Genomic DNA, 20031 nt, shown 5'->3' on the forward strand with positions numbered 1-20031 from the left:
GCACCGGGGCCGGCGGGACGGCCGCCCCGGGCGGCGCCGGCGGTACGGGCACCGGCGCGGCCGCGCCGCCGCCGATCGTCTGGAAGGACGCCGAGACCCCGGTGCTCGACTACGCGCTGGTCGTCAAGCTGATGCCCGACCAGGCCGCGCTGCCCGGCTGGGAGCAGGACAAGCGTCGCGTCGACCCCACCGACCACTCCTCGGACTGCAAGAACCCGGCCTCCTGCAACGGCAAGCCGCTCAGCGGCGAGGCGCGGTTCACCTCCGGCGACGTGACGGCCCGATTCCTCGTCGACACCCTGCCCACCAAGGCCGCCTCGCAGGGCAAGCTCAAGGAGGCGTACGCGGCCTTCGGCGACAGCCGCTACCGCTCCGTCGAGCTGCCCGTGATCGGCACCGAGAGCCGGGCCTGGCAGAGCCAGGACGCCGCCCGGGGCGGCGTCAGCATCGTCATGCGCGCGGGCACCGTGGTGGCCACCGTCTCCACCGAGGACGGCCCGGTCGACCCCAAGCTGACCCAGCGCCTCGCCACCATGCTCGCCCAGCGCATCGAGCAGGCCCAGACCGGCAAGACCCCGGACGTCGTGCTGGGCTCCTGACCCGCACCACGGGCCGGCCCCGGGCCCCGGCACCGACCTCCGGTGCCCGGGGCCCGCGTCGTCCCGGGGCCCGCATGGTCGCCCGGGGGCGCGCACCCGCAGGTCGCGATCCCGGTGTACGAACCTCCCGTCCGCCGCCGGGCTACCCCCGGCCGGGTGCTGGGTAGTCTCGGTGCGGGGGTGGTGTCATGGACCCGGGGAGGCAGGCCAGGGAGCCGTCCGGCCTGGCCGCGGCCGTGGTGGGCTGCGCGCTCTGGCTGGTACTGGTGGGGCTGTTCCTGGTGCTGGCGCACGGCTGCGGCCCGGAGGCGAACCGGACCTGTACGGTCCCGACGTCCGCGGACGGCTGCCGCGTCGTCGACGGCACCCCGGATCCCTGCCCGCCCACACCCGCCGGGGAGCACCGGGCACTCACGGACCACCGGGCGGCGGGCTGCACGGATCCGACCGCGGGGCCGTCCGTCCGGGCGTCCGGCTGAGTGCCGCCGCCGCGGTTTATGCGATTGCCCGGCCGGGCCGGTCGCTGAAATGATCATCATCATGCCCAGCTTCTCCGCGCCGGACGGCACCCGGCTCTCGTACCGCGTCGAGGGGGCGGGTGACGGCGACCCCGTCGTCTGCCTCCCCGGCGGGCCCACCGACTCCCGCTACCTCGGCGACCTCGGCGGCCTCTCCGCCCACCGCCGGCTGGTCGTCCTGGACCCGCGCGGCACCGGCGCGTCCGCGGTACCCGAGGACGCCGACACCTACCGCTGCGACCGGATGGCCGAGGACGTCGAGGCCCTGCGCGAGCACCTCGGCCTCGCCCGCCCGGACCTGCTCGCCCACTGCGCCGGCGCCAACCTGGCCGTGCGGTACGCCGAGCGGTACCCGCACCGGATCGGCCGGCTGGTACTGATCACCCCCAGCCCCCGGGCGGTCGGCATCACGGTCACCGGCGAGGAGCGGATCCGGCTCGCCGCACTGCGCCGGGAGGAGCCGTGGTTCCCGGCGGCCTTCGCCGCCCTGGAGGCACTCGTCGCCGGCACCGGCGGCGACCCGGAGGCCATCGCGCCCTTCCTGCACGGCCGTTGGGACGACGAGGCGCGGCGGCTGAACGAGCTCGCGCGCCCGGGCGACCTCGCGCTGCTCGCCCGCTTCGGGGCCGACGGCGCCTTCGACCCGGAGGCCACCCGCGCCGCCCTCGCCACCCTGGACGCCCCGGCCCTGCTGCTCGCCGGCGCGCATGACCTCAACAGCCCGCCCGCCTCGGTGGCCGAGTACGCCGGGCTGTTCCCCCGGGCCGAGTACGTCCTCCGGCCGGGGGCCGGCCACTTCCCGTGGGCCGACGACCCGGCCGCCTTCGTCGCGGCCGTCGCGCCCTTCCTCCGGTAGGCGTCCGGGCCGTCCTCGGCGGCCGTCCGTAGCGGCCCTCCACAGCGGCCGTCCGCTCCTGCGGAGGGCCGTCGGGGCCGTTGTGCTCCGTGATCGGATGATCAGCTATATTCGCCCGGCGGTCCGTCAGAACGGCCGCCCCGTGCTCACCTTTGTGGAGACCCGTCACCGTGTCGCACCCTGCCGACGACCCCGCCGGACCCGCCTCGCCCGCCGCCGGCGAGGTACCCGCCGGCCCCGAGGCCCCTTCCTCTCCCGCCGACGCCGCGGCCGCCTCTCCCGCCGACGCCGCGGCCGCCTCTCCCGTAGCCGTCGCACCCCCGCCGGCCGCCGGCGACCCCTTCGCGGCGCCGGTGGACTGGCGCACCGCCCCGGCCTTCGTGCCCGTCGCGCCACGCAAGCCGCTCAGCGTCCTCGCCCTGGTCTCGCTGGGCCTCGCCGTGCTGGGCTTCCTGATCCCGCTCTGGCTGGTGGCGCTGGTCTGCGCGATCGTCGCGATGAGCCGGATCTCCCGGTACGGCCAGCGCGGATTCCCCGCGGCGGTCATCGCGCTGGTGGTCTCGCTCGGGTGGGCCGTGGTGACCGGCGTGGTGGTCGTCCTCGTGCTGGCGATCCACCACACCATGGTGGACGGCCCCGAGCGCGGCCCGGACGGCCGGCCGCTGCACGCGGGCCAGGCCGGCGCCTGGTACCCGAGGGCGGGGGACTGCGCCGAGAACTCCCCCGAGCTGGAGAACGACTCGCCGAGCAAGTTCGCGATCGTGCCCTGCGCGCAGCCGCACCGCATGGAGTTCTACGCGGTGGTCACGATCCCGGGCGGCCTCGCCTACCCGGGCGACGAGGAGGTGCAGCGGGCGACGGCCGAGCTGTGCGAGGAGGAACTGGCCAAGCGCCCGGGCGGCGGCACCTCCCTGCCGCGGGGCTTCACCGACAGCTACCTCTACCCGAGCGCGCCCGGCTGGTGGACGGCCCAGAACCACGAGGCCCTGTGTTACGTCTCCTCCTGGCAGGCCTGGTCGGGCCCGGTGCCGCAGACCCCGGCCCGCTGAACCGCACGCCGGTCTCCAGCAGCACGCCGAGTCCCGTACTGCACGCCGGGGCCTGAACCCCCCCGCCGAGGGCCCGTCCCGCACGCCGAGGTCCCCGTCCGTCCGGACGGGGACCTCGGCGTTCCGTGGCTCAGCCGGCGGCCTCGGCGAGTTCGCCGACCCCGGCCTCCCTGAGCACGGCGTAGTGGCCGTGCCGCAGTTGACGGACGGTGGGCGGTGCGGCACTGAAGCCGGCCGCCTTCTCGATGAAGGAGTAGTCGTCGCCGGTGGCCTTGAGGATGGTCACCGGGGCGTCCAGCCGGCGCTCGGTGAGCTCGTGGAAGCTGTAGTCGAACTCGTAGGTCCGGCCGACGATCCGGACGATCCGCCGGATCAGCCCCTCGTCGAGCTCCGGCAGCAGCCGGTGGACGTGGGCGGTGAAACCGCCCTCGTCCCGGACGGTCTCCAGGCAGCGTTCCAGGTCGGGGCCGTCGACGGTGCCGGTGAACACCGAGTACAGGATGGTGACGTAGGCGGGGTTGTCGTACGAGGACTCCCGGGTGGACGGCCGGCCGGGGCGGTCGGGCAGCGACGGGTTGCCCGGGCAGATCAGCAGCAGCCGCTCCACCCGCCGGCCGGCCCGCTCCAGCTGCCAGGCGGTCTCGAAGGCCAGCCGGGCGCCGAAGGAGTACCCCCACAGGGTGTAGGGGCCCTCGGGCTGCACGCGGAGGATCTCGGCGATGTCCGCGGCCGCCATCTCCCGGATGGTCGGGTACGGGGTCTCGCCGGCGTTGATGCCGTGCGCCTGGATGCCGTAGAACGGGCGCTCGGTGCCGGCAGCGCGGGCCAGCAGCCGCAGGTTCATCGGGTACCCGCCGAGGCCCGGCCAGCAGAACACCGGGTGCCCGCCGCCCTCGGCCTGCAGCGGCACCAGCCGGGACACCGCCGCGCCCGCGTCCTCCCCGCCGCCCCCGCCCCGCAGGTCCCGGTCGATCCGGGCCGCCAGGTCGGCGAGCCGGGGCGAGCGGAACAGCACCTGGAGCGGCAGCCGGATGCCGTGGTGCCGGTTGAGCGTGTTGATCAGGGTGACCGCGGTCAGGGAGTTCCCGCCGGCCGCGAAGAAGTCGTCCTGGGAGGAGACCCGCTCGTACTTCAGCGCCCTGCCCCACACCTCGGCGAGGTGCCGTTCGGTGGGCGTGGCGGGCGCGGTGTACGGGGCGTGCCGCTCGGCGCCGCGGACCTGTTCGTCCGCGGCGAGCGCCCGCAGGTCCACCTTGCCGTTGGCGGTCAGCGGGAGCTCGTCCAGCACCAGCACCCGGTTGGGCACCATGTACGGGGGCAGCAGGTTGGCCAGTTCGTCGCGGACGATCTCGGCCGGGCCCTTCATGTGCACGGTGTCCTCGTACATGCCCTCGCTGTCGATCTGCTCCTCGCCGACCTTGCCGCCGAGGAAGAAGTACGACGGACCGGTGGGCAGTCCGCGGGCGGTGAGGATGTCGTCGATCCGCCGGGCGGCCGGCAGCGGGTGGCCGCTGCGGGAGCTGTAGCCGGAGGACATCAGGCCCAGCCGCAGGCCGTTGCGCTGCAGCCGGTGCAGGGCGGTGCCCAGGCCGATGTACTCCAGCCAGGCCGGACCGCCGGGGCGGGCGACCGCCGTCACACCGAAGCTCGCCCGCCGGTACACCTGCTGGTTGATGGCGATGACGTGCCGGGCGTGCACCAGTTCCTCCGACAGGTGCTCCAACCGCCCGTCGGCGTAGCGGTACTGGCCGGGCGCCAGGCCCTCGACCCGGTCCGGGTGGACCTGGAGGTACAGCTCGTACCCGGGCGGGCGGGGCGTGGCGTCCCGGGGCCCCAGGGTGAAGGCGCCCAGGTAGTGGTCCTCCTCGGCGACGTCCAGCGCGGCCTTGGCCCCGGGCCGGTGGTGCAGCGGCCGGATGCCGAGCCCGTACGGGGCCAGCACCTCCTCGAAGACGCCGAGCATGTGACCGGCCTCCAGCTCCAGCACCTCCAGGATGTTGGTGCGGTACACCGGCTCGATGGCGCGCCGCTTGCCGAGGAGGTGCACGGTCAGCCCGCCCGGCCCGACGGGGGATGGACCGGCGCCGGACGCGCCGGTGGCGTCGCCGACCCGGACCAGGGTGTGGTCCAGCGGGTGGTAGTAGTACACGCCGGTCGCCAGCGCCCCGCCGCCGTCGCTCTCCAGGTACAGCTGGGTCGCGTACAGGGCGCCGGGGGAGGCGTACGCGTACTTCGGCAGCAGCCGCTCCGCGCTGCGGAACTGGCCGAACCAGCGCAGCACCTCGCCGAGTTCGGCGAACGTCGGCCCACCCGTCCGGAGCGCCGGGCCGTCCGGCGGTCCCTGGGGCGGTTCGTCCGGCGGCCCCTGGGGCGGCTCGTACGGTGCCAGCAGGCCGAGCAGGTCCTCGCGGGTGACCGTGCCGCCCTCGAAGAAGCGGTACGTCTTGCGGGCGAACACCTCCCGCCGCTGCCGCGCCGTCCCCTCCCGGCCCGGCAGCGCCGTGACCGGGCGGCCGGCCAGCTCGGCCTCCTCCCGGACCCCCGGGTCGGACAGCTGCGCCCGGACCTGGAGGCGGCCGGACTTCGACTGGTGGTGGCGGCCGTGGTTGCCCTGGTCCATCAGGGCGGCCTCCTTGGGGTTGAGCTCCACGCAGGCGATCAGGTGCTGCGAGCCCGTCCGCTCGTCGTCGGTGACCAGCGCGGCGGCCCGCTTGACCCAGGTGTGCTCCTCGATGGCCAGGCGGATCTCGTCGAGCTCGATGCGGTGGCCGCGCAGCTTGATCTGGTTGTCCGTCCGGCCGGCGAACTGGATGGTGCCGTCCGGGTTCCAGTGCGCCAGGTCGCCGGTGCGGTACAGCCGCTGGGTCGGCACGAACGGCGAGGGCACGAAGCGCCGCCGGGTCTGCTCCGGGTGGTTCAGGTAGCCGCGGGCCAGCTGGACGCCGCCGATGTACAGCTCACCGGTGGTGCCGATGTCCACCGGCGCCAGGTTCTCGTCCAGGATGAAGCACTGGGTGTTGTCGACCGGCACGCCGATCGGTACCGACGACCCGCCGTCGCCCAGCCGCTCCGGGTCGACCAGGTGCGCGGTCGCGTTGATGGTGCACTCGGTGGGCCCGTACAGGTTGACCAGCGCGGCCCGCGGCAGCGCCCGTCCGAGGGCGGCCGCCAGCCGTTGCGAGAGCGCCTCGCCGCCGCTGAACACCTGCCGCAGCGTGGCGCAGCCGGCCAGCTCCTCGGTGTCCAGCAGCGCCTGCAGCAGCGTCGGCACGCACTGCAGCGTGGTCACCCCGTGCTCGCGCACGGCCGCGATCAGCGCGTGCGGGTCGCGGTGCAGCCCCGGGGTGCCCATGGCCACCCGGGCGCCGACCGCGGGGGCCAGCAGCTCCCACTGCGCCGCGTCGAAGCTCATCGGGGTCTTCTGCAGCACGGTGGAGTCCGCGCCCAGATGTCCGTGGGCGTGCAGCCAGCGCATCTGGGAGACCACCGCGCGGTGCTCGATCATGACGCCCTTGGGCCGGCCGGTGGAGCCGGAGGTGTAGATCACGTACGCCAGGTCGTCGGCGCCGGGCGGCTCCGGGCGCGGGCCGGTGTGGCCCCCGGCGTCCGCCGCGGTGACGATCCGGGTGCCGGGCGGGACCAGCCCGGCCAGCCGTCCGGCCAGGTGCGGCTGGGTGAGCACGACCCGGGTCCGGCTGTCGTCGATCATGTGGCGCAGCCGCTCCTCCGGGTACTCCGGGGACAGCGGGAGGTAGCCGGCGCCGGCGGCGAGCACGCCCCACACGCCGGTCATCAGGTCCAGGGACGGCTCCAGGTACAGGCCCACGCACGTGTCGGGGCCCACCCCCAGGGAGCGGAGGTACCCGGCGAGGCGGCCGCTCGCGCGGTCCAGCTGCCGGAAGGTGAGGGCGCGGCCGTCACCGGTGACGGCGACGGCTCCGCCGCGGGCGCGGGCCTGCTGGGCGAGCAGGGCCGGCAGCGAGAACGGGCCGGGCCCGGTGGGCCGGGTGGTGCGGGCGGTGGTGGTGGACGATGCGTCGCGCATGGTGGGGAACCCCTGGTCCTTCGGAACGTCTGACGGGCTCCGGCCGGCGCCCCTTCGCGCCGACCGGACTCCCACCGTCGGCCGCCCGCTGTCCCGGGCGCATGGGCCGCTGGCCGCCACCGCGCCCCGGAAGGCGGTCCCGCCGGACGCCTCGTGCGTCCCGTGCGGTCCCGTACGTCCCACCGGCCCCTCGGGACCCGTGCGGCGACCGTTCGGGACGCGTGTGGCCCCGTACGATCCCGGGGCCGGGCGCGGCGGGTGCCCCGGTGCCGCCGGACGTGACAATGGACGTGTGGCGAGCGAGCGGTCCGGCCCGGCCGAGGACGCCGGGGCCGGGGTTACCCCCGGGACGGGTGTCGAACGGCACCTGGTGCGGTGGCTGGTGCGCGAGATGACCTCCGATCCCGGCCACCTGCCCGAGAACCTGGCCTCCTTCTCCTTCCGCTTCCTCAGCCCCGGCGCCGCCGCCGTGGTCGCCCGGGTCCGCCGGGAGCACCCCGACGCCGGGCCCGAGGAGCTCCGGACCGTCCTGCTCGACCACAACCGGCGGATCGTCGTCTCCCAGGGCGCCTTCGTCGGCGGCCCCTTCATGGCCCTGATCCCCGTCGCCTTCTGCGGCGCCCTGCTCGCCCAGCTGCGGATGACCCTCGAACTGGCGGAACTCGCCGGCCACGACGCCACCGACCCGCGGCGGGCCGCCGAGCTCCTCGTCCTCCAGGGGGCCCACCCCGACGTGCCCACGGCCACCGCCGCCCTCGCCGCGCTCGACGACCGCCCGGTCCGCCACGGCGGCCTCCGCCCGCGCCGCCGCCTGTCCGCCCTGTGGGCCGTGATCGTGCGGATGGCCCACCTGCTGGGCCTGGTCGGGCCGCCGGAGGCACCCGACCCGCTGCCGGTCCGGATCCGGCGCTGGGCGGGCGTGATCGTGCTGATCGTGGTCGGGTTCGTGGTGCCGCTGGTCTGGCTGCCCTACCTCGCCGTCTCCTACCACCACGCGACCGGGAAGCTCGCCCGGCGGACCGTCGGCTACTACCGGGACGGGCCCGGCCCGGACGGGGCCCTGCCCGTCGAGGAGCCCGAGGCCGACGGCGAGCCCGGCTCACCCGGCGGCGTGCAGGAAGGCGGCCCCGGCGGACCCCGGCCCGCCGGGGAGCCGGAACCCGACAGGCCCGCCGCCGACCCCGGCATCGTCGCCGCCTTCCTGCGCGCCGCCGTCTCGGTCCTGGTGCCGGTGGGGACCGTCCTGTTCTTCCTCGTCGGTCTGAAGGGCTGGGACGAGGGAGCCGGCTGGCCCCGGCTCGCCCTCCTGCTGACCGCCGCCGGCGCCGCCGTCGGCACCCTTTGGTACCTGCGCCACCGCCGCCGCTGACGCCTCCCGCCCGGGACCGCGTCGAGGATGGCGCCCACCGATGACGCTGCCTAGACTCGGTGACCCTCCGTCCGGACGAGCACAGGAGTCCCCGCATGTCGACGACGCCTCAGCCCAGCCTCAGCACCGGCCCCACGGAGACCCCGCTGCTGGACGTCACCATCGGCGCCGCCCTCGACGACGCCGTCCGTACGCACCCCGACCGGGAGGCCCTGGTCGACGTGCCGAGCGGGCGCCGCTGGACGTACCGCCGACTCGCCGAGGAGGTCGACCGGGTGGCCCTCGGCCTGCTCGCCCTGGGCGTCACCCCCGGTGACCGGGTCGGCATCTGGGCCCCGAACTGTCCCGAGTGGGTGTTCACCCAGTACGCCACCGCCCGGATCGGCGCGATCCTGGTGACCGTCAACCCCGGCTACCGCACCCACGAACTGGAGTACGTGCTGCGCCAGTCGGGCATCCGCACGGTCATCGCCGCGGCGTCCTTCAAGACCTCCGACTACGCGGCCATGCTCGCCGAGGCCCGGCTGGCCTGCCCGCAGCTGAAGGACGTCCTGCTGATCGGCACCGACACCTGGCACGGCCTCCTCGCCGCCGGTGACGCCGCCGTCGCCGCCGACCCCGCCGCCCGGGAGCACCTCGCCACCGTCTCCGCCGGGCTGCGCGCCGACGACGCGATCAACATCCAGTACACCTCGGGCACCACCGGCTTCCCCAAGGGCGCGACACTCTCCCACCGCAACATCCTGAACAACGGTCACTTCGTCGGCGAGCTCTGCGGCTACACCGAGCAGGACCGGATCTGCGTCCCCGTCCCCTTCTACCACTGCTTCGGCATGGTGATGGGCAACCTCGCGGCCCTCTCGCACGGCGCCTGCGTGGTCATCCCCGCCCCGGCCTTCGATCCGGCGGCGACCCTGCGCGCGGTCGCCGCCGAACGCTGCACCTCGCTCTACGGCGTCCCCACCATGTTCATCGCCGAACTCAACGACCCGACCTTCGCCGACCACGACCTCACCGGCCTGCGCACCGGGATCATGGCGGGCTCACCCTGCCCCGTCGAGGTGATGAAGCAGGTCGTCGAACGGATGGGCATGCGCGACGTGTCCATCTGCTACGGCATGACCGAGACCTCGCCCGTCTCCACCCAGACCCGCCTCGACGACCCCCTCGAACGCCGCGTCTCCACGGTCGGCCGGGTCGGCCCCCACCTGAGGGTCAAGGTCGTCGACCCGCACACCGGCCGCACCGTCCCCCGCGGCACCCCCGGCGAACTCCGCACCCAGGGCTACTCCGTGATGCTCGGTTACTGGAACGACCCCGGGCGCACCGCCGAGGCGATCGACCCCGAGGGCTGGATGAGCACCGGCGACCTCGCCGTCATGGACGAGGAGGGCTACCTCAACATCACCGGCCGTATCAAGGACATGGTCATCAGGGGCGGCGAGAACATCTACCCGCGCGAGATCGAGGAGTTCCTCCACACCCACCCCGACGTCCTCGACGCCCAGGTCATCGGGGTCCCCGACGCCAAGTACGGCGAGGAGCTGATGGCCTGGATCAAACTCCGCCCCGGCGCCCCCGCCCTCACCCCCGAAGCCCTCCGCACCTTCTGCACCGGCCGGATCGCCCACTACAAGATCCCCCGCTACGTCCACCTCGTCGACGACTATCCCATGACCGTCACCGGCAAGATCCGCAAGGTCGAGATGCGCCACCAGGCCATCACCCTCCTCGACCTCCACGACGCCGCCACCACCGACCACGCCTGACATCCGCGAAGAGCACCCGCCGCGTACCCTCCGCACACCCGCGCGTCTGCCGCCCGGGCTGAAGTGGACGCTGTCGCCGCGCACCCGCGCAGGGGGTGCGCGGCGGGCGCGGGGAGACCGGGCCGTGCGCGGCGGGCGGACCCCCCGCCCGCCGTGCACGGCCCGGTGGTCTCAGTGGGCCGCCGGGAGTGCCGCGTAGGCGGTGGCGATCCGGGCGCCGAGGTGGGCGTTGTTCTTCACCAGGGCGATGTTGGCCTTGAGGCTGTCGCCGCCGGTGATCTCCACGATCCGGCCGAGCAGGTACGGGGTGGCGTCCTTGCCCTTGATACCCAGCGCGTCCATGTCGGCCAGCGCCTGCTCGATGATGGCGGAGATCCGCTCGGCGGGGATCTCGTCGCCCTCGGGGATCGGGTTGGCGATGTTCAGGCCGCCGGCGATGCCCAGGCCCCACTTGGCGCGCATGACGGCGGCGATCTCCTCGGGGGAGTCGGAGCGCATCGGCGCCGAGAAGCCGCTGCTGCGGGAGAAGAAGGCCGGGAACTCGTCGGTGCCGTAGGCGATCACGGGAACGCCGCCGGTCTCCAGGTTCTCCAGCGTCAGGCCGATGTCCAGGATGCTCTTGACGCCGGCGCTGACCACCGCGACGTCGGTCTGGGCGAGTTCGGTGAGGTCGGCGCTGATGTCGAAGCTCTGCTGGGCGCCGCGGTGGACGCCGCCGAGGCCGCCGGTGACGAAGACCCGGATGCCGGCCAGGGCGGCCAGGCGCATGGTCGCGGCGACGGTGGTGGCGCCGTGCTCGCGGCGGGCGATCACGTACGGCAGGTCGCGCAGGCTGGCCTTGGTGACGTTGCCGCTGGTGGCCAGCAGCTCCAGGTCCTCCGGGGTGAGGCCGATCCGGGGGCGGCCGTCGAGCACCGCGATGGTGGCGGGCACCACGCCGTGGCCGCGGATGATGTCCTCGACCTCGTTGGCCATCGCGACGTTCTGCGGGTACGGCATGCCGTGGCTGATGATGGTGCTCTCCAGCGCGACGACCGGCCGGCCGTCGGCGAGGGCGTCGCGGACCTCCTCGGTGAGGACGAGGTCGGGGTGCGGGGTGCTGGTGGTCACTGGGCGCTCCTGGTGGCGGTGCTGTTCTTCGGTTCTTCGGATACTTCTGCGGGTTCTGGGTGCGCTCCGGCGCGTACGGGTGCGGTGCTCATGGCCCGGCTGCTCATGGCCGGTGCCTACGGGCCCGGTGCGTACGGGCCTAGGCGTCGCCGCGTTCGGCGAGGGTCTGCGCCAGCAGGCGCGCGGACAGGTCGGGCCGGACGGTGTGCGCGCTCTCGATGGTCAGCGCGGCCGCGGCGGTGCCGTGGGCGACCGCCTCCCGCGGCGGGTGCCCGGCGAGCAGCGCGTGGGCGAAGGCGGCGAGCATCGAGTCGCCGGCGCCGGTGACGTCCTCGACCCGCGCGGGCAGGGCCGGGACGATGACATGGCCCTCGTCCGCGCTGCTCAGCAGGCTGCCCCGGGAGCCGAGCCGGACCCAGACGTGGTGGACCCCGCGCTCGTGCAACTGCCCGGCGGCGGAGAGGATCTCGGCGTCCGTACCGGTGGGCAGGCCGGTCAGCGCGGTCAGCTCGTCACGGTTGGGCGTGACGGCGAACAGCGGGCGGTCGGCGGTGATCAGCGGGGCCAGCGCGGCGGCCTTGGGGACGCTCACCGGTTCCAGCAGGGTCCGTACGCCGGCGGCCAGGCCGAGGTCCATGGCGTGCGAGGCGGTCGGGCCGGCGAGGTTGCCGTCCAGGATCAGCAGCCCGGCGTGGGCGAGCAACTCCCGGACCGGGCCGAGGTGTTCGGGCCGCAGGTGCGCGGTGGCGGTCATGTCGGCCACGGCCAGCACGAGTTCGCCGCTGGCGTCCAGCACCGCGGTGTACGTCCCGGTCGGGTGCTCGCCCCGGTGCACGTGGTCCAGCCGGACCCCGGCGGCCGCGGTGTCGGCGAACAGTCGCTCGCCCATCGGATCGTTCCCGAGCGCGGCCACCAGGTACGTCGGCGTGCCGAGGCGGGCCAGGTTCTCCGCGATGTTGCGGGCCACCCCGCCGGCCGCCATCGCGCCGGTGCCCGGGTTGCTGGTCCCGAGGATGGCGGTCGCCGTGCTGCGCGCCTTGATGTCGAGGTTGGCCCCGCCGATCACCACGGCGCACGGCTCCTCGCTGAGGATGTAGCCGCGCCCGCGGATCGCCCCCTTGCGGGCGAGGTTCGACAGGTGGACGTTCACCGCCGCCCGGGTGGTGCCCAGCCGCTCGGCGATCTCCGCCGGGGCGAGGAGGGGATCGTGCCGCAGCAGGCCGAGGATCTCGCGTTCTCTCTCCGTCAGCGCCATACTTAGAACACTAAAGCGTCTTTATATATGTATGCAAGCGCCTGGGTGGGGTGTCGTCGCCGAAGGGCGGGGCGTGCGCGGGGGAGGGCGTATGTGGGGGCGTGCGGCCGGGTGGGCCGCTCGGCCGGGCCGCCGCGCGGGCTCCCGGGACCTTCGGGCCCCTGCCGGGGACTGTTCGACCCATGGGACGGAGGCCGGGCCGGCCCGCAGTCTGGTGCTCGGACGGCTCGGCCGCGGGCAGCGGGCCCCGGCACGGGACAACGAGGAGGACGGGACCATGTCTCATTCCGTGGTGGTGGGCGTCGACGGATCGGCGGGGAGCGGGACCGCGGCCGAGTGGGCCGCCCGGTTGGCGCTGCGCACCGGCCGCCGGCTGCGGATCGTCCACGCGGGCGCCCCCGACGGCGCGGCACCGCTGGAGACCGTCGACCGGACCCGGCTGATGCCGCCGGCGGTGCTCGCCGTCCGCGACCGCCTCGCGGCGGGGCTGCCGGAGTTGACCGTCTCCTGCGAGCACGTGCCCGGCGATCCGGCCTACGTGCTGGCGGCCGAGGGCCGGCGGGACGGCCTGCTGGTGGTCGGCTCGCGCGGGCTCGGCGGGATCGCCGCGGTGCTGCTGGGGTCGACCGGGGTGCGGCTGGCGGCCCACACGCCCTGCCCGGTCGTGATCGTGCCCACCGGGGACGGGTACCCGGCGGATCCGGCGGTCACGCCCGGCGAGGCGGTGGCGTCGGCGGACGGCGGCGGCGCGTCGGCGGACGAGGGAGCGGCCGGGGAGGTCGTGGTCGGGGTCGAGGGGCACCGGCCGTGCGACGCGGTGCTCGCCTTCGCCTTCGAGCAGGCGATGCTCCGGGGGGTCGGCGTGCGGGCGCTGCAGAGCTGGACGCCGCCGGCGGGCGGCTACTCCACCGACGGCCCGGTGGCGCAGTGGGAGATCGGGGACGCGGTGGCGCGGGCCGAGTCCACGCGGCTGCGGGACGCGCTCTGGCGCTGGCGGGAGAAGTACCCCGACGTCCCGGTGGAGGCCGAGGTGACCGCCCGTCCGGCGGGGCGCCTCCTGGCGGAGGCGACGCACACCGCGTCCCTGGTCGTCCTGGGCCGGCGTGCTCCGCGCCTCCACCCGCCGGTGGTCCGGCTCGGGGCCGTGACCCATCACGTCCTCCACCACGCGTACGGGCCGGTGGCGATCGTGCCGCACGAGTGATCCACCCTCGCCCGGTGCGGCCGGAACGCCGGTCGACCGGACCGTGGGGTGCCCCGTCCGGTCGCGGAACCGGACGGGGCCACACGGTGGGGAGGCGTCAACGGCGGCCGGAACCAGGGACCTTGGGCCCGTACGGACTACCCCATTGGTCGGGTCCGCAGGCGGCGGCACCGGAGGAGGCTGGGACTCGGAAAGGCGATCCGGAGCGCGGAACGTCCGGCCCGGATGACGACCCGAAAGGTGGTACGACATGCTCCGCCGCCCGCAGACCGTGGAGAAGGCTCCGCCCGCGAGCCCCACCGCGGCCCAGGCCCCCACCGACGAAGCACCCACCGCACTCCAGGTACCCACCGCATCCCGGGTACCCACCACACTCCCGGCCACCATCGCGACCGAGGCGCCCACCGAAGCCGTTGAGGCGCCGGCCCCCGCCGACGACCAGGCCCCCGCCGACGACCAGGCCCCCGCCGACGACCAGGCGCAGGCCGTCGGCGCGCTCGTCGCGAACGCCCTGACGGCCCTGGAGGAGTACGCCGACTTCACCCAGGAGCAGGTCGACCGGATCGTCAAGAAGGCCTCCCTCGCCGCCCTGGCCCGCCACACCGGACTCGCCGTCCTCGCCGTCGAGGAGACCGGGCGCGGCGTCTTCGAGGACAAGGCGGTCAAGAACGTCTTCGCCTGCGAGAACGTCACCCACGCGATGGCCGGGACGAAGACGGTCGGCGTGGTGAGCCGGGACGAGATCGACGGCATCACGGAGATCGCCGAGCCGGTCGGGGTGGTCGCCGGCATCACCCCGGTGACCAACCCGACCTCGACCACGATCTTCAAGTGCCTGCTGGCCCTGAAGACCCGGAACCCGATCGTCCTCGCCTTCCACCCCTCCGCCCAGCGCTGCTCCGCCGAGGCGGCCCGGATCGTCCGGGACGCGGCGGTGGCGGCGGGCGCGCCGGCCCACTGCGTCCAGTGGATCGAGCAGCCCTCGATGGCGGCCACCCGGGCGCTGATGCACCACCCGGACGTCGCGACCATCCTGGCCACCGGCGGCAACGGGATGGTCCGGGCCGCGTACTCGTGCGGCAAGCCGGCGCTCGGCGTCGGGGCCGGGAACGTCCCCGCCTACGTGGAGCGGAGCGCGGACCTGCGGCAGGCGGTGAACGACATCGTGCTGTCGAAGTCCTTCGACAACGGCATGATCTGCGCCTCCGAGCAGGCGGTCGTCCTGGACGCGGAGATCCGCGACGCGGCGCTCGCCGAGTTCCGCAGGCTCAAGGCGCACCTGGCCACGGCGGAGGAGAAGGCGCTGCTGGAGCGGCACCTGTTCGGACCGGGCGAGGGGTCCGGACCGGGCGAGGGGAGCGACGGCGGCGACCGCACCGGGGACCGGCTGAACCCGGCGGTGGTGGGCCGGTCGGCCGCGCAGGTCGCGCGGGCGGCGGGGTTCGAGGTGCCGGCCGACACCACGGTCATCCTGGCCGACTGCGCCGCGGTCGGGCCGCGGGAGCCGCTGACCCGCGAGAAGCTCTGCCCCGTCCTGGCCGTGCTGACCGCCGACTCCCGCCGGGCCGGTGTCGAACTGTCCGCCGCCATGGTGGAGTTCAACGGGCTGGGCCACTCGGCCGCGGTGCACACCGAGGACGAGGCCTTCGTGGAGGAGTTCGGGCACGCGGTCAAGGCCTGCCGGATCATCTGGAACGCGCCCAGCTCGCACGGGGGCATCGGGGACGTCTACAACGCGTTCATGCCCTCGCTGACCCTCGGCTGCGGCAGCTACGGGCACAACTCGGTCGCCGGGAACGTGTCCGCGCTGAACCTGGTCAACATCAAGCGGATCGGGCGGCGCAACACCAACCTGCAGTGGTTCAAGGTCCCGCCGAAGATCTACTTCGAGCGTAACTCGGTCAAGTACCTGGCCAGCATGCCGAAGGCCCACCGGATCGTGATCGTCACGGACCGGACCATGGTGGAGATCGGCCACCTGGAACGCGTCCGGGGCATCCTCGACCGCCGCCGCGACCCGGTCGAGGTCCGGGTGATCGACTACGTCGAGCCCAACCCGAGCATCGACACCGTCCGCCGCGGCGCCGCCCTGATGCGGGAGTTCGAGCCGGACACCATCATCGCCCTGGGCGGCGGCTCGCCGATGGACGCGGCGAAGGTGATGTGGCTGATGTACGAGCACCCCGACGTCGAGTTCGAGGACCTGAAGGAGAAGTTCTTCGACATCCGCAAGCGTGCCTTCACCTTCCCCGACCTGGGCGAACGGGCCGCGCTGGTCTGCGTGCCGACCACCTCCGGCACCGGCAGCGAGGTCACCCCGTTCGCCGTCATCACGGACACCGGGACCGGCCAGAAGTACCCGCTGGCGGACTACGCGCTCACCCCGAGCGTGGCCATCGTCGACCCGGCGCTGACCACCCGGCTGCCGAAGCACGTCACCGCCGACTCCGGCTTCGACGCGCTGACCCACTGCATCGAGACCTACGTCTCCGTCTACGCCAACGACTTCACCGACGGCCTCGCCCTCCAGGGGATCCGGCTGATCTTCGAGAACCTGGAGCGGGCCGTGAACGACGGCCCGCACGACCCGGAGGCCCGGGAACGGATGCACAACGCCGGGACCATCGCCGGGATGGCCTTCGGCTCGGCCTTCCTCGGCGTGGTGCACGCGATGGCGCACACCCTGGGCGCCACCTTCCACGTCGCCCACGGCCGCACCAACGCGCTGCTGCTGCCGCACGTGATCCGCTACAACGGCTCCGCGCCGGCCAAGGTCACCGGCTGGCCCAAGTACCGCAGTTACGTCGCCCCCGAGCGCTACCAGGCGATCGCCCGCTCCCTGGGCCTGCCGGCCGCGACGCCGGAGCAGGGCGTCGAGTCGCTCGCGGCGGCCGTCGAGGAACTCCGCGACCGGGTCGGCATCCCCCGCTCCTTCAAGGACGCGGGGGTGGACGAGGAGGCCTTCCTCGCGGCGCTGCCGCAGCAGGCCATGAACGCCTACGAGGACCAGTGCGCCCCCGCCAACCCCCGGATGCCGATGCTCGCCGACATGCGGCGGCTGATGCGCCAGGCCTACTACGGCGACCAGGACTGAGAAGGGACCCCGAGATGAGCAGCACGCAGCACACGGCACCGGCCCCCGCGCCGACACCTGCCCCGGCCCCGGCCTCCGCCCCGACCCCAGCCCCTGCCCCCGTGCCCGCCTCCGCCTGGGAGGGCTTTCGCGGCGGGGTCTGGCGGGACACCGTCGACGTCGCCGACTTCATCCGGCACAACCGCACCCCGTACGAGGGCGACGCCGCCTTCCTGACCGGCCCGACCGAGCGGACCACCGAGGTGTGGCGGCGGATCACCGACCGCTTCCCCGAGGAACGCGCCAAGGGCGTGTACGACGTCTCCCACGACATCCCGTCCACCATCACCGCGCACCCGCCCGGGTGGATCGACCGGGAGCGGGAGCTGATCGTCGGCCTGCAGACCGACGCCCCGCTCAAGCGCGCGATCATGCCCAACGGCGGCTGGCGGATGGTCGCCGGCGCGCTGCGCACGTACGGCTACCCGGTCGATCCGCGGCTGGAGAAGGTCTTCACGGAGTACCGCAAGACCCACAACGCCGGGGTGTTCGACGCCTACACGGACGAGATCCGCGCCGCCCGCAAGGCCGGTGTGATCACCGGGCTGCCGGACGCCTACGGGCGCGGGCGGATCATCGGCGACTACCGCCGGGTCGCCCTCTACGGCGTGGACCGGCTGATCGAGGCCAAGCGGGAGGAGAAGTCCGCCCTGGACGAGGCCCCGACCGACGCGGCGCGGCTGGAGGAGACCATCCGCGAGCGGGAGGAACTCGCCGAACAGATCCGGGCCCTGGGCGAGCTCAAGGAGATGGCCGCGGCCTACGGCCACGACATCTCCGGCCCCGCCCGTACCGGCCACGAGGCGATCCAGTGGCTGTACTTCGCCTACCTGGCCGCGGTCAAGGAGCAGAACGGTGCGGCCATGTCGCTCGGCCGCACCTCGACCTTCCTGGACGTCTACCTCCAACGCGACCTCGCAGCAGGGCGCCTGACGGAGACTCAGGCACAGGAGCTGATCGACGACTTCGTCATCAAGCTGCGGATCGTCCGCTTCCTGCGCACCCCCGAGTACGACGAACTGTTCTCCGGCGACCCCACCTGGGTGACCGAGTCGATCGGCGGCATGGGCGCCGACGGCCGCACCCTGGTCACCCGCACCTCCTTCCGCTACCTGCAGACGCTGTACAACCTCGGACCCGCGCCCGAGCCCAACATGACCGTGCTGTGGTCGCCCCGACTCCCGCGCGGGTTCAAGGAGTTCTGCGCCAAGGTGTCCGTCGACACCTCCTCGGTGCAGTACGAGTCGGACGACCTGCTGCGCCCGCGCACCGGCGACGACAGCGCGATCGCCTGCTGCGTCTCCGCGATGGAGGTCGGCCGGCAGATGCAGTTCTTCGGCGCCCGGGTCAACCTCGCCAAGGCCGTCCTCTACGCGATCAACGGCGGCCGCGACGAGCGGACCGGCGAGCAGGTCGGGGCCCCGACCGAGCCGGTCGGCGACGGACCGCTCGACCACGACGAGGTGCTGGCCCGCCTCGACGGGCAACTGGACTGGCTCGCCCGGACCTACGTCCACGCCCTCAACGTCATCCACTACATGCACGACCGGTACGCCTACGAGCGGCTGGAGATGGCCCTGCACGACCGGGCCGTGCGACGCACTCTGGCCTGCGGCATCGCCGGGCTCGCGGTCGCCGCGGACTCGCTGTCGGCGATCCGCCACGCCACCGTCACCCCGGTGCGCGACGCCACCGGGCTGGTCACCGACTACCTGGTCGAGGGCGACTACCCGGCGTACGGCAACAACGACGACCGGGCCGACGGGATCGCGGTGTGGCTGGTGGAGGAGTTCATGCGCAAGGTGCGCCGCCACCCCACCTACCGGGGCGCCGAGCACACCCAGTCCGTCCTGACCATCACCTCCAACGTGGTCTACGGCGCCAGGACCGGCAACACGCCGGACGGCCGCCGGGCCGGCGAGCCGTTCTCCCCGGGCGCCAACCCGATGAACGGCCGCGACACCCACGGGTACGTGGCGAGCGCACTCTCGGTCGCCAAGCTGCCGTACGCGCAGGCCGAGGACGGCATCTCGCTCACCAGCACCGTCACCCCCGACGCGCTCGGCCGCACCGGGGCCGAGCGGATCACCAACCTGGTGGGCGTGCTGGACGGGTACACCACCGTCGGCGGCTTCCACATGAACGTCAACGTGCTCGACCGGGCCACCCTGCTCGACGCCGTGGACCACCCGGAGAAGTACCCGCAGCTCACCATCCGGGTCAGCGGGTACGCCGTGAACTTCGTCCGGCTGACCCGGCGGCAACAGCTCGACGTGATCAACCGCACCTTCCACGACACGCTCTGACGAGACCCGTACGAGGGAGAGGTCCCCGGACATGACCGTCCTGCTCAGCACCGGCATACCGGTGGGCCCGCCCACCGACGGACCCACCGGGTCGGTCCACTCCTGGGACCTCTCCACCGGGGTGGACGGCCCCGGCACCCGGTTCGTGGTCTTCCTGGCGGGCTGCCCGCTGAGCTGCCTGTACTGCCACAACCCGGACACCCGGGCGCTCCGTGCCGGGCGGCGCACCACCGCCGACGCCGTCGTCGCCGAGGCCGCCCGGTGCACGGCGTTCATCCGGGCCGCCGGCGGCGGTGCCACGATCAGCGGGGGCGAGCCGCTGCTCCAACCGGGCTTCAGCGGCGAGCTGTTCCACCGGTTCAAGCACGAGCTCGGCCTGCACACGGCGCTCGACACCTCGGGCTTCCTCGGCGCCCGGGCCTCGGACGCGCTGCTCGCGGACGTCGACCTGGTGCTGCTCGACATCAAGTCCTGGGACGAGGGCCTCTACCGGCGCCTCACCGGGCAGGAGCTCGCGCCCACCCTGGACTTCGCGCAGCGGCTGGCGGACCTCGGCAAGGAGGTGTGGGTCCGCTTCGTGCTCGTCCCGGGCCTCACCGACGGGGCGGCGAACGTCGAGGGGGTGGCCGGGTTCGCCGCCTCGCTCGGCAATGTGACCCGGGTGGACGTGCTGCCCTTCCACAAGCTCGGCGCCGCCAAGTGGCGGGCGCTGGGCCTGGACTTCCCGCTGGCGGACACCCCCGTCCCGACGGCCGGGCAGGTCGACGCCGCCCGCGCGCGGTTCGCCGCCCGGGGCCTGTACGCGGTGTGAGGGGCGC

The 20031-nt window shown here is 74.1% G+C and carries 13 protein-coding genes; 10 read left to right on the plus strand and 3 right to left on the minus strand.

The window, feature by feature from the left end; translation table 11 throughout:
• From ACWEQL_RS26940 to ACWEQL_RS26955, 4 genes are all read left to right on the plus strand, one after another.
• On the plus strand, positions 1–599 hold a 599-nt coding region (locus ACWEQL_RS26940), incomplete at its 5' end, for a hypothetical protein (RefSeq protein ID WP_452152899.1).
• A 188-nt stretch (positions 600–787) separates the two neighbouring features.
• Positions 788–1078 carry a hypothetical protein gene (locus ACWEQL_RS26945; RefSeq protein WP_452152900.1) on the plus strand — a complete coding sequence of 97 codons (291 nt, stop codon included), beginning with the start codon at positions 788–790 and terminating at the stop codon, positions 1076–1078.
• A 61-nt stretch (positions 1079–1139) separates the two neighbouring features.
• Positions 1140–1973: an alpha/beta fold hydrolase gene (locus tag ACWEQL_RS26950; protein WP_452152901.1), complete on the plus strand. Its 834-nt coding sequence runs from the start codon at positions 1140–1142 to the stop codon at positions 1971–1973.
• Between the two features lie 170 nt (positions 1974–2143).
• Entirely contained in the window at positions 2144–3022 is an 879-nt protein-coding gene (locus tag ACWEQL_RS26955; protein WP_452152902.1) for a septum formation family protein, read from the plus strand.
• 130 nt (positions 3023–3152) lie between these two features.
• Here the strand turns inward: ACWEQL_RS26955 and ACWEQL_RS26960 are convergent, their stop codons facing one another.
• On the minus strand, positions 3153–7067 hold the full coding sequence (locus ACWEQL_RS26960; protein ID WP_452152903.1) for an amino acid adenylation domain-containing protein: 3915 nt from the start codon (positions 7065–7067) through the stop codon (positions 3153–3155).
• Positions 7068–7359: 292 nt separating this feature from the next.
• On the opposite strand from ACWEQL_RS26960, the gene ACWEQL_RS26965 reads away from it, so the two are divergent.
• Both ACWEQL_RS26965 and ACWEQL_RS26970 read left to right on the plus strand, forming a co-directional pair.
• Positions 7360–8436: a hypothetical protein gene (locus ACWEQL_RS26965; RefSeq protein WP_452152904.1), complete on the plus strand. Its 1077-nt coding sequence runs from the start codon at positions 7360–7362 to the stop codon at positions 8434–8436.
• Between the two features lie 95 nt (positions 8437–8531).
• Positions 8532–10205 carry an AMP-binding protein gene (locus tag ACWEQL_RS26970; RefSeq protein ID WP_452152905.1) on the plus strand — a complete coding sequence of 558 codons (1674 nt, stop codon included), beginning with the start codon at positions 8532–8534 and terminating at the stop codon, positions 10203–10205.
• A gap of 171 nt (positions 10206–10376) precedes the next feature.
• Here the strand turns inward: ACWEQL_RS26970 and ACWEQL_RS26975 are convergent, their stop codons facing one another.
• Positions 10377–11315 carry a pseudouridine-5'-phosphate glycosidase gene (locus ACWEQL_RS26975; RefSeq protein ID WP_452152906.1) on the minus strand — a complete coding sequence of 313 codons (939 nt, stop codon included), beginning with the start codon at positions 11313–11315 and terminating at the stop codon, positions 10377–10379.
• Between the two features lie 139 nt (positions 11316–11454).
• The gene (locus ACWEQL_RS26980; RefSeq protein WP_452152907.1) at positions 11455–12570 is read right to left on the minus strand and encodes a PfkB family carbohydrate kinase; all 1116 of its coding nucleotides are present in this window, start codon (positions 12568–12570) and stop codon (positions 11455–11457) included.
• Positions 12571–12847: 277 nt separating this feature from the next.
• Here ACWEQL_RS26980 and ACWEQL_RS26985 point away from each other — a divergent pair, with 277 nt between their 5' ends.
• From ACWEQL_RS26985 to pflA, 4 genes are all read left to right on the plus strand, one after another.
• Entirely contained in the window at positions 12848–13774 is a 927-nt protein-coding gene (locus ACWEQL_RS26985; RefSeq protein ID WP_452152908.1) for a universal stress protein, read from the plus strand.
• A 250-nt stretch (positions 13775–14024) separates the two neighbouring features.
• Positions 14025–16868: a bifunctional acetaldehyde-CoA/alcohol dehydrogenase gene (adhE, locus tag ACWEQL_RS26990; RefSeq protein ID WP_452152909.1), complete on the plus strand. Its 2844-nt coding sequence runs from the start codon at positions 14025–14027 to the stop codon at positions 16866–16868.
• Positions 16869–16882: 14 nt separating this feature from the next.
• The gene (pflB, locus tag ACWEQL_RS26995) at positions 16883–19213 is read left to right on the plus strand and encodes a formate C-acetyltransferase (RefSeq protein ID WP_452152910.1); all 2331 of its coding nucleotides are present in this window, start codon (positions 16883–16885) and stop codon (positions 19211–19213) included.
• Between the two features lie 31 nt (positions 19214–19244).
• The gene (gene pflA / locus ACWEQL_RS27000; protein ID WP_452152911.1) at positions 19245–20024 is read left to right on the plus strand and encodes a pyruvate formate-lyase-activating protein; all 780 of its coding nucleotides are present in this window, start codon (positions 19245–19247) and stop codon (positions 20022–20024) included.
• Positions 20025–20031 lie beyond the last annotated feature (7 nt).

Source organism: Kitasatospora sp. NPDC004240 (assembly GCF_053603215.1).

What these genes read in the sequence shown, in the direction of transcription:
- ACWEQL_RS26945 (WP_452152900.1), top strand. Translation starts at nt 788, where the DNA reads ATGGACCCGGGGAGGCAGGCCAGGGAGCCGTCCGGCCTGGCCGCGGCC.
- ACWEQL_RS26950 (WP_452152901.1), top strand. Translation starts at nt 1,140, where the DNA reads ATGCCCAGCTTCTCCGCGCCGGACGGCACCCGGCTCTCGTACCGCGTC.
- ACWEQL_RS26960 (WP_452152903.1), bottom strand. Translation starts at nt 7,067, where the DNA reads ATGCGCGACGCATCGTCCACCACCACCGCCCGCACCACCCGGCCCACC.
- ACWEQL_RS26970 (WP_452152905.1), top strand. Translation starts at nt 8,532, where the DNA reads ATGTCGACGACGCCTCAGCCCAGCCTCAGCACCGGCCCCACGGAGACC.
- ACWEQL_RS26980 (WP_452152907.1), bottom strand. Translation starts at nt 12,570, where the DNA reads ATGGCGCTGACGGAGAGAGAACGCGAGATCCTCGGCCTGCTGCGGCAC.
- ACWEQL_RS26985 (WP_452152908.1), top strand. Translation starts at nt 12,848, where the DNA reads ATGTCTCATTCCGTGGTGGTGGGCGTCGACGGATCGGCGGGGAGCGGG.
- adhE (WP_452152909.1), top strand. Translation starts at nt 14,025, where the DNA reads ATGCTCCGCCGCCCGCAGACCGTGGAGAAGGCTCCGCCCGCGAGCCCC.
- pflB (WP_452152910.1), top strand. Translation starts at nt 16,883, where the DNA reads ATGAGCAGCACGCAGCACACGGCACCGGCCCCCGCGCCGACACCTGCC.
- pflA (WP_452152911.1), top strand. Translation starts at nt 19,245, where the DNA reads ATGACCGTCCTGCTCAGCACCGGCATACCGGTGGGCCCGCCCACCGAC.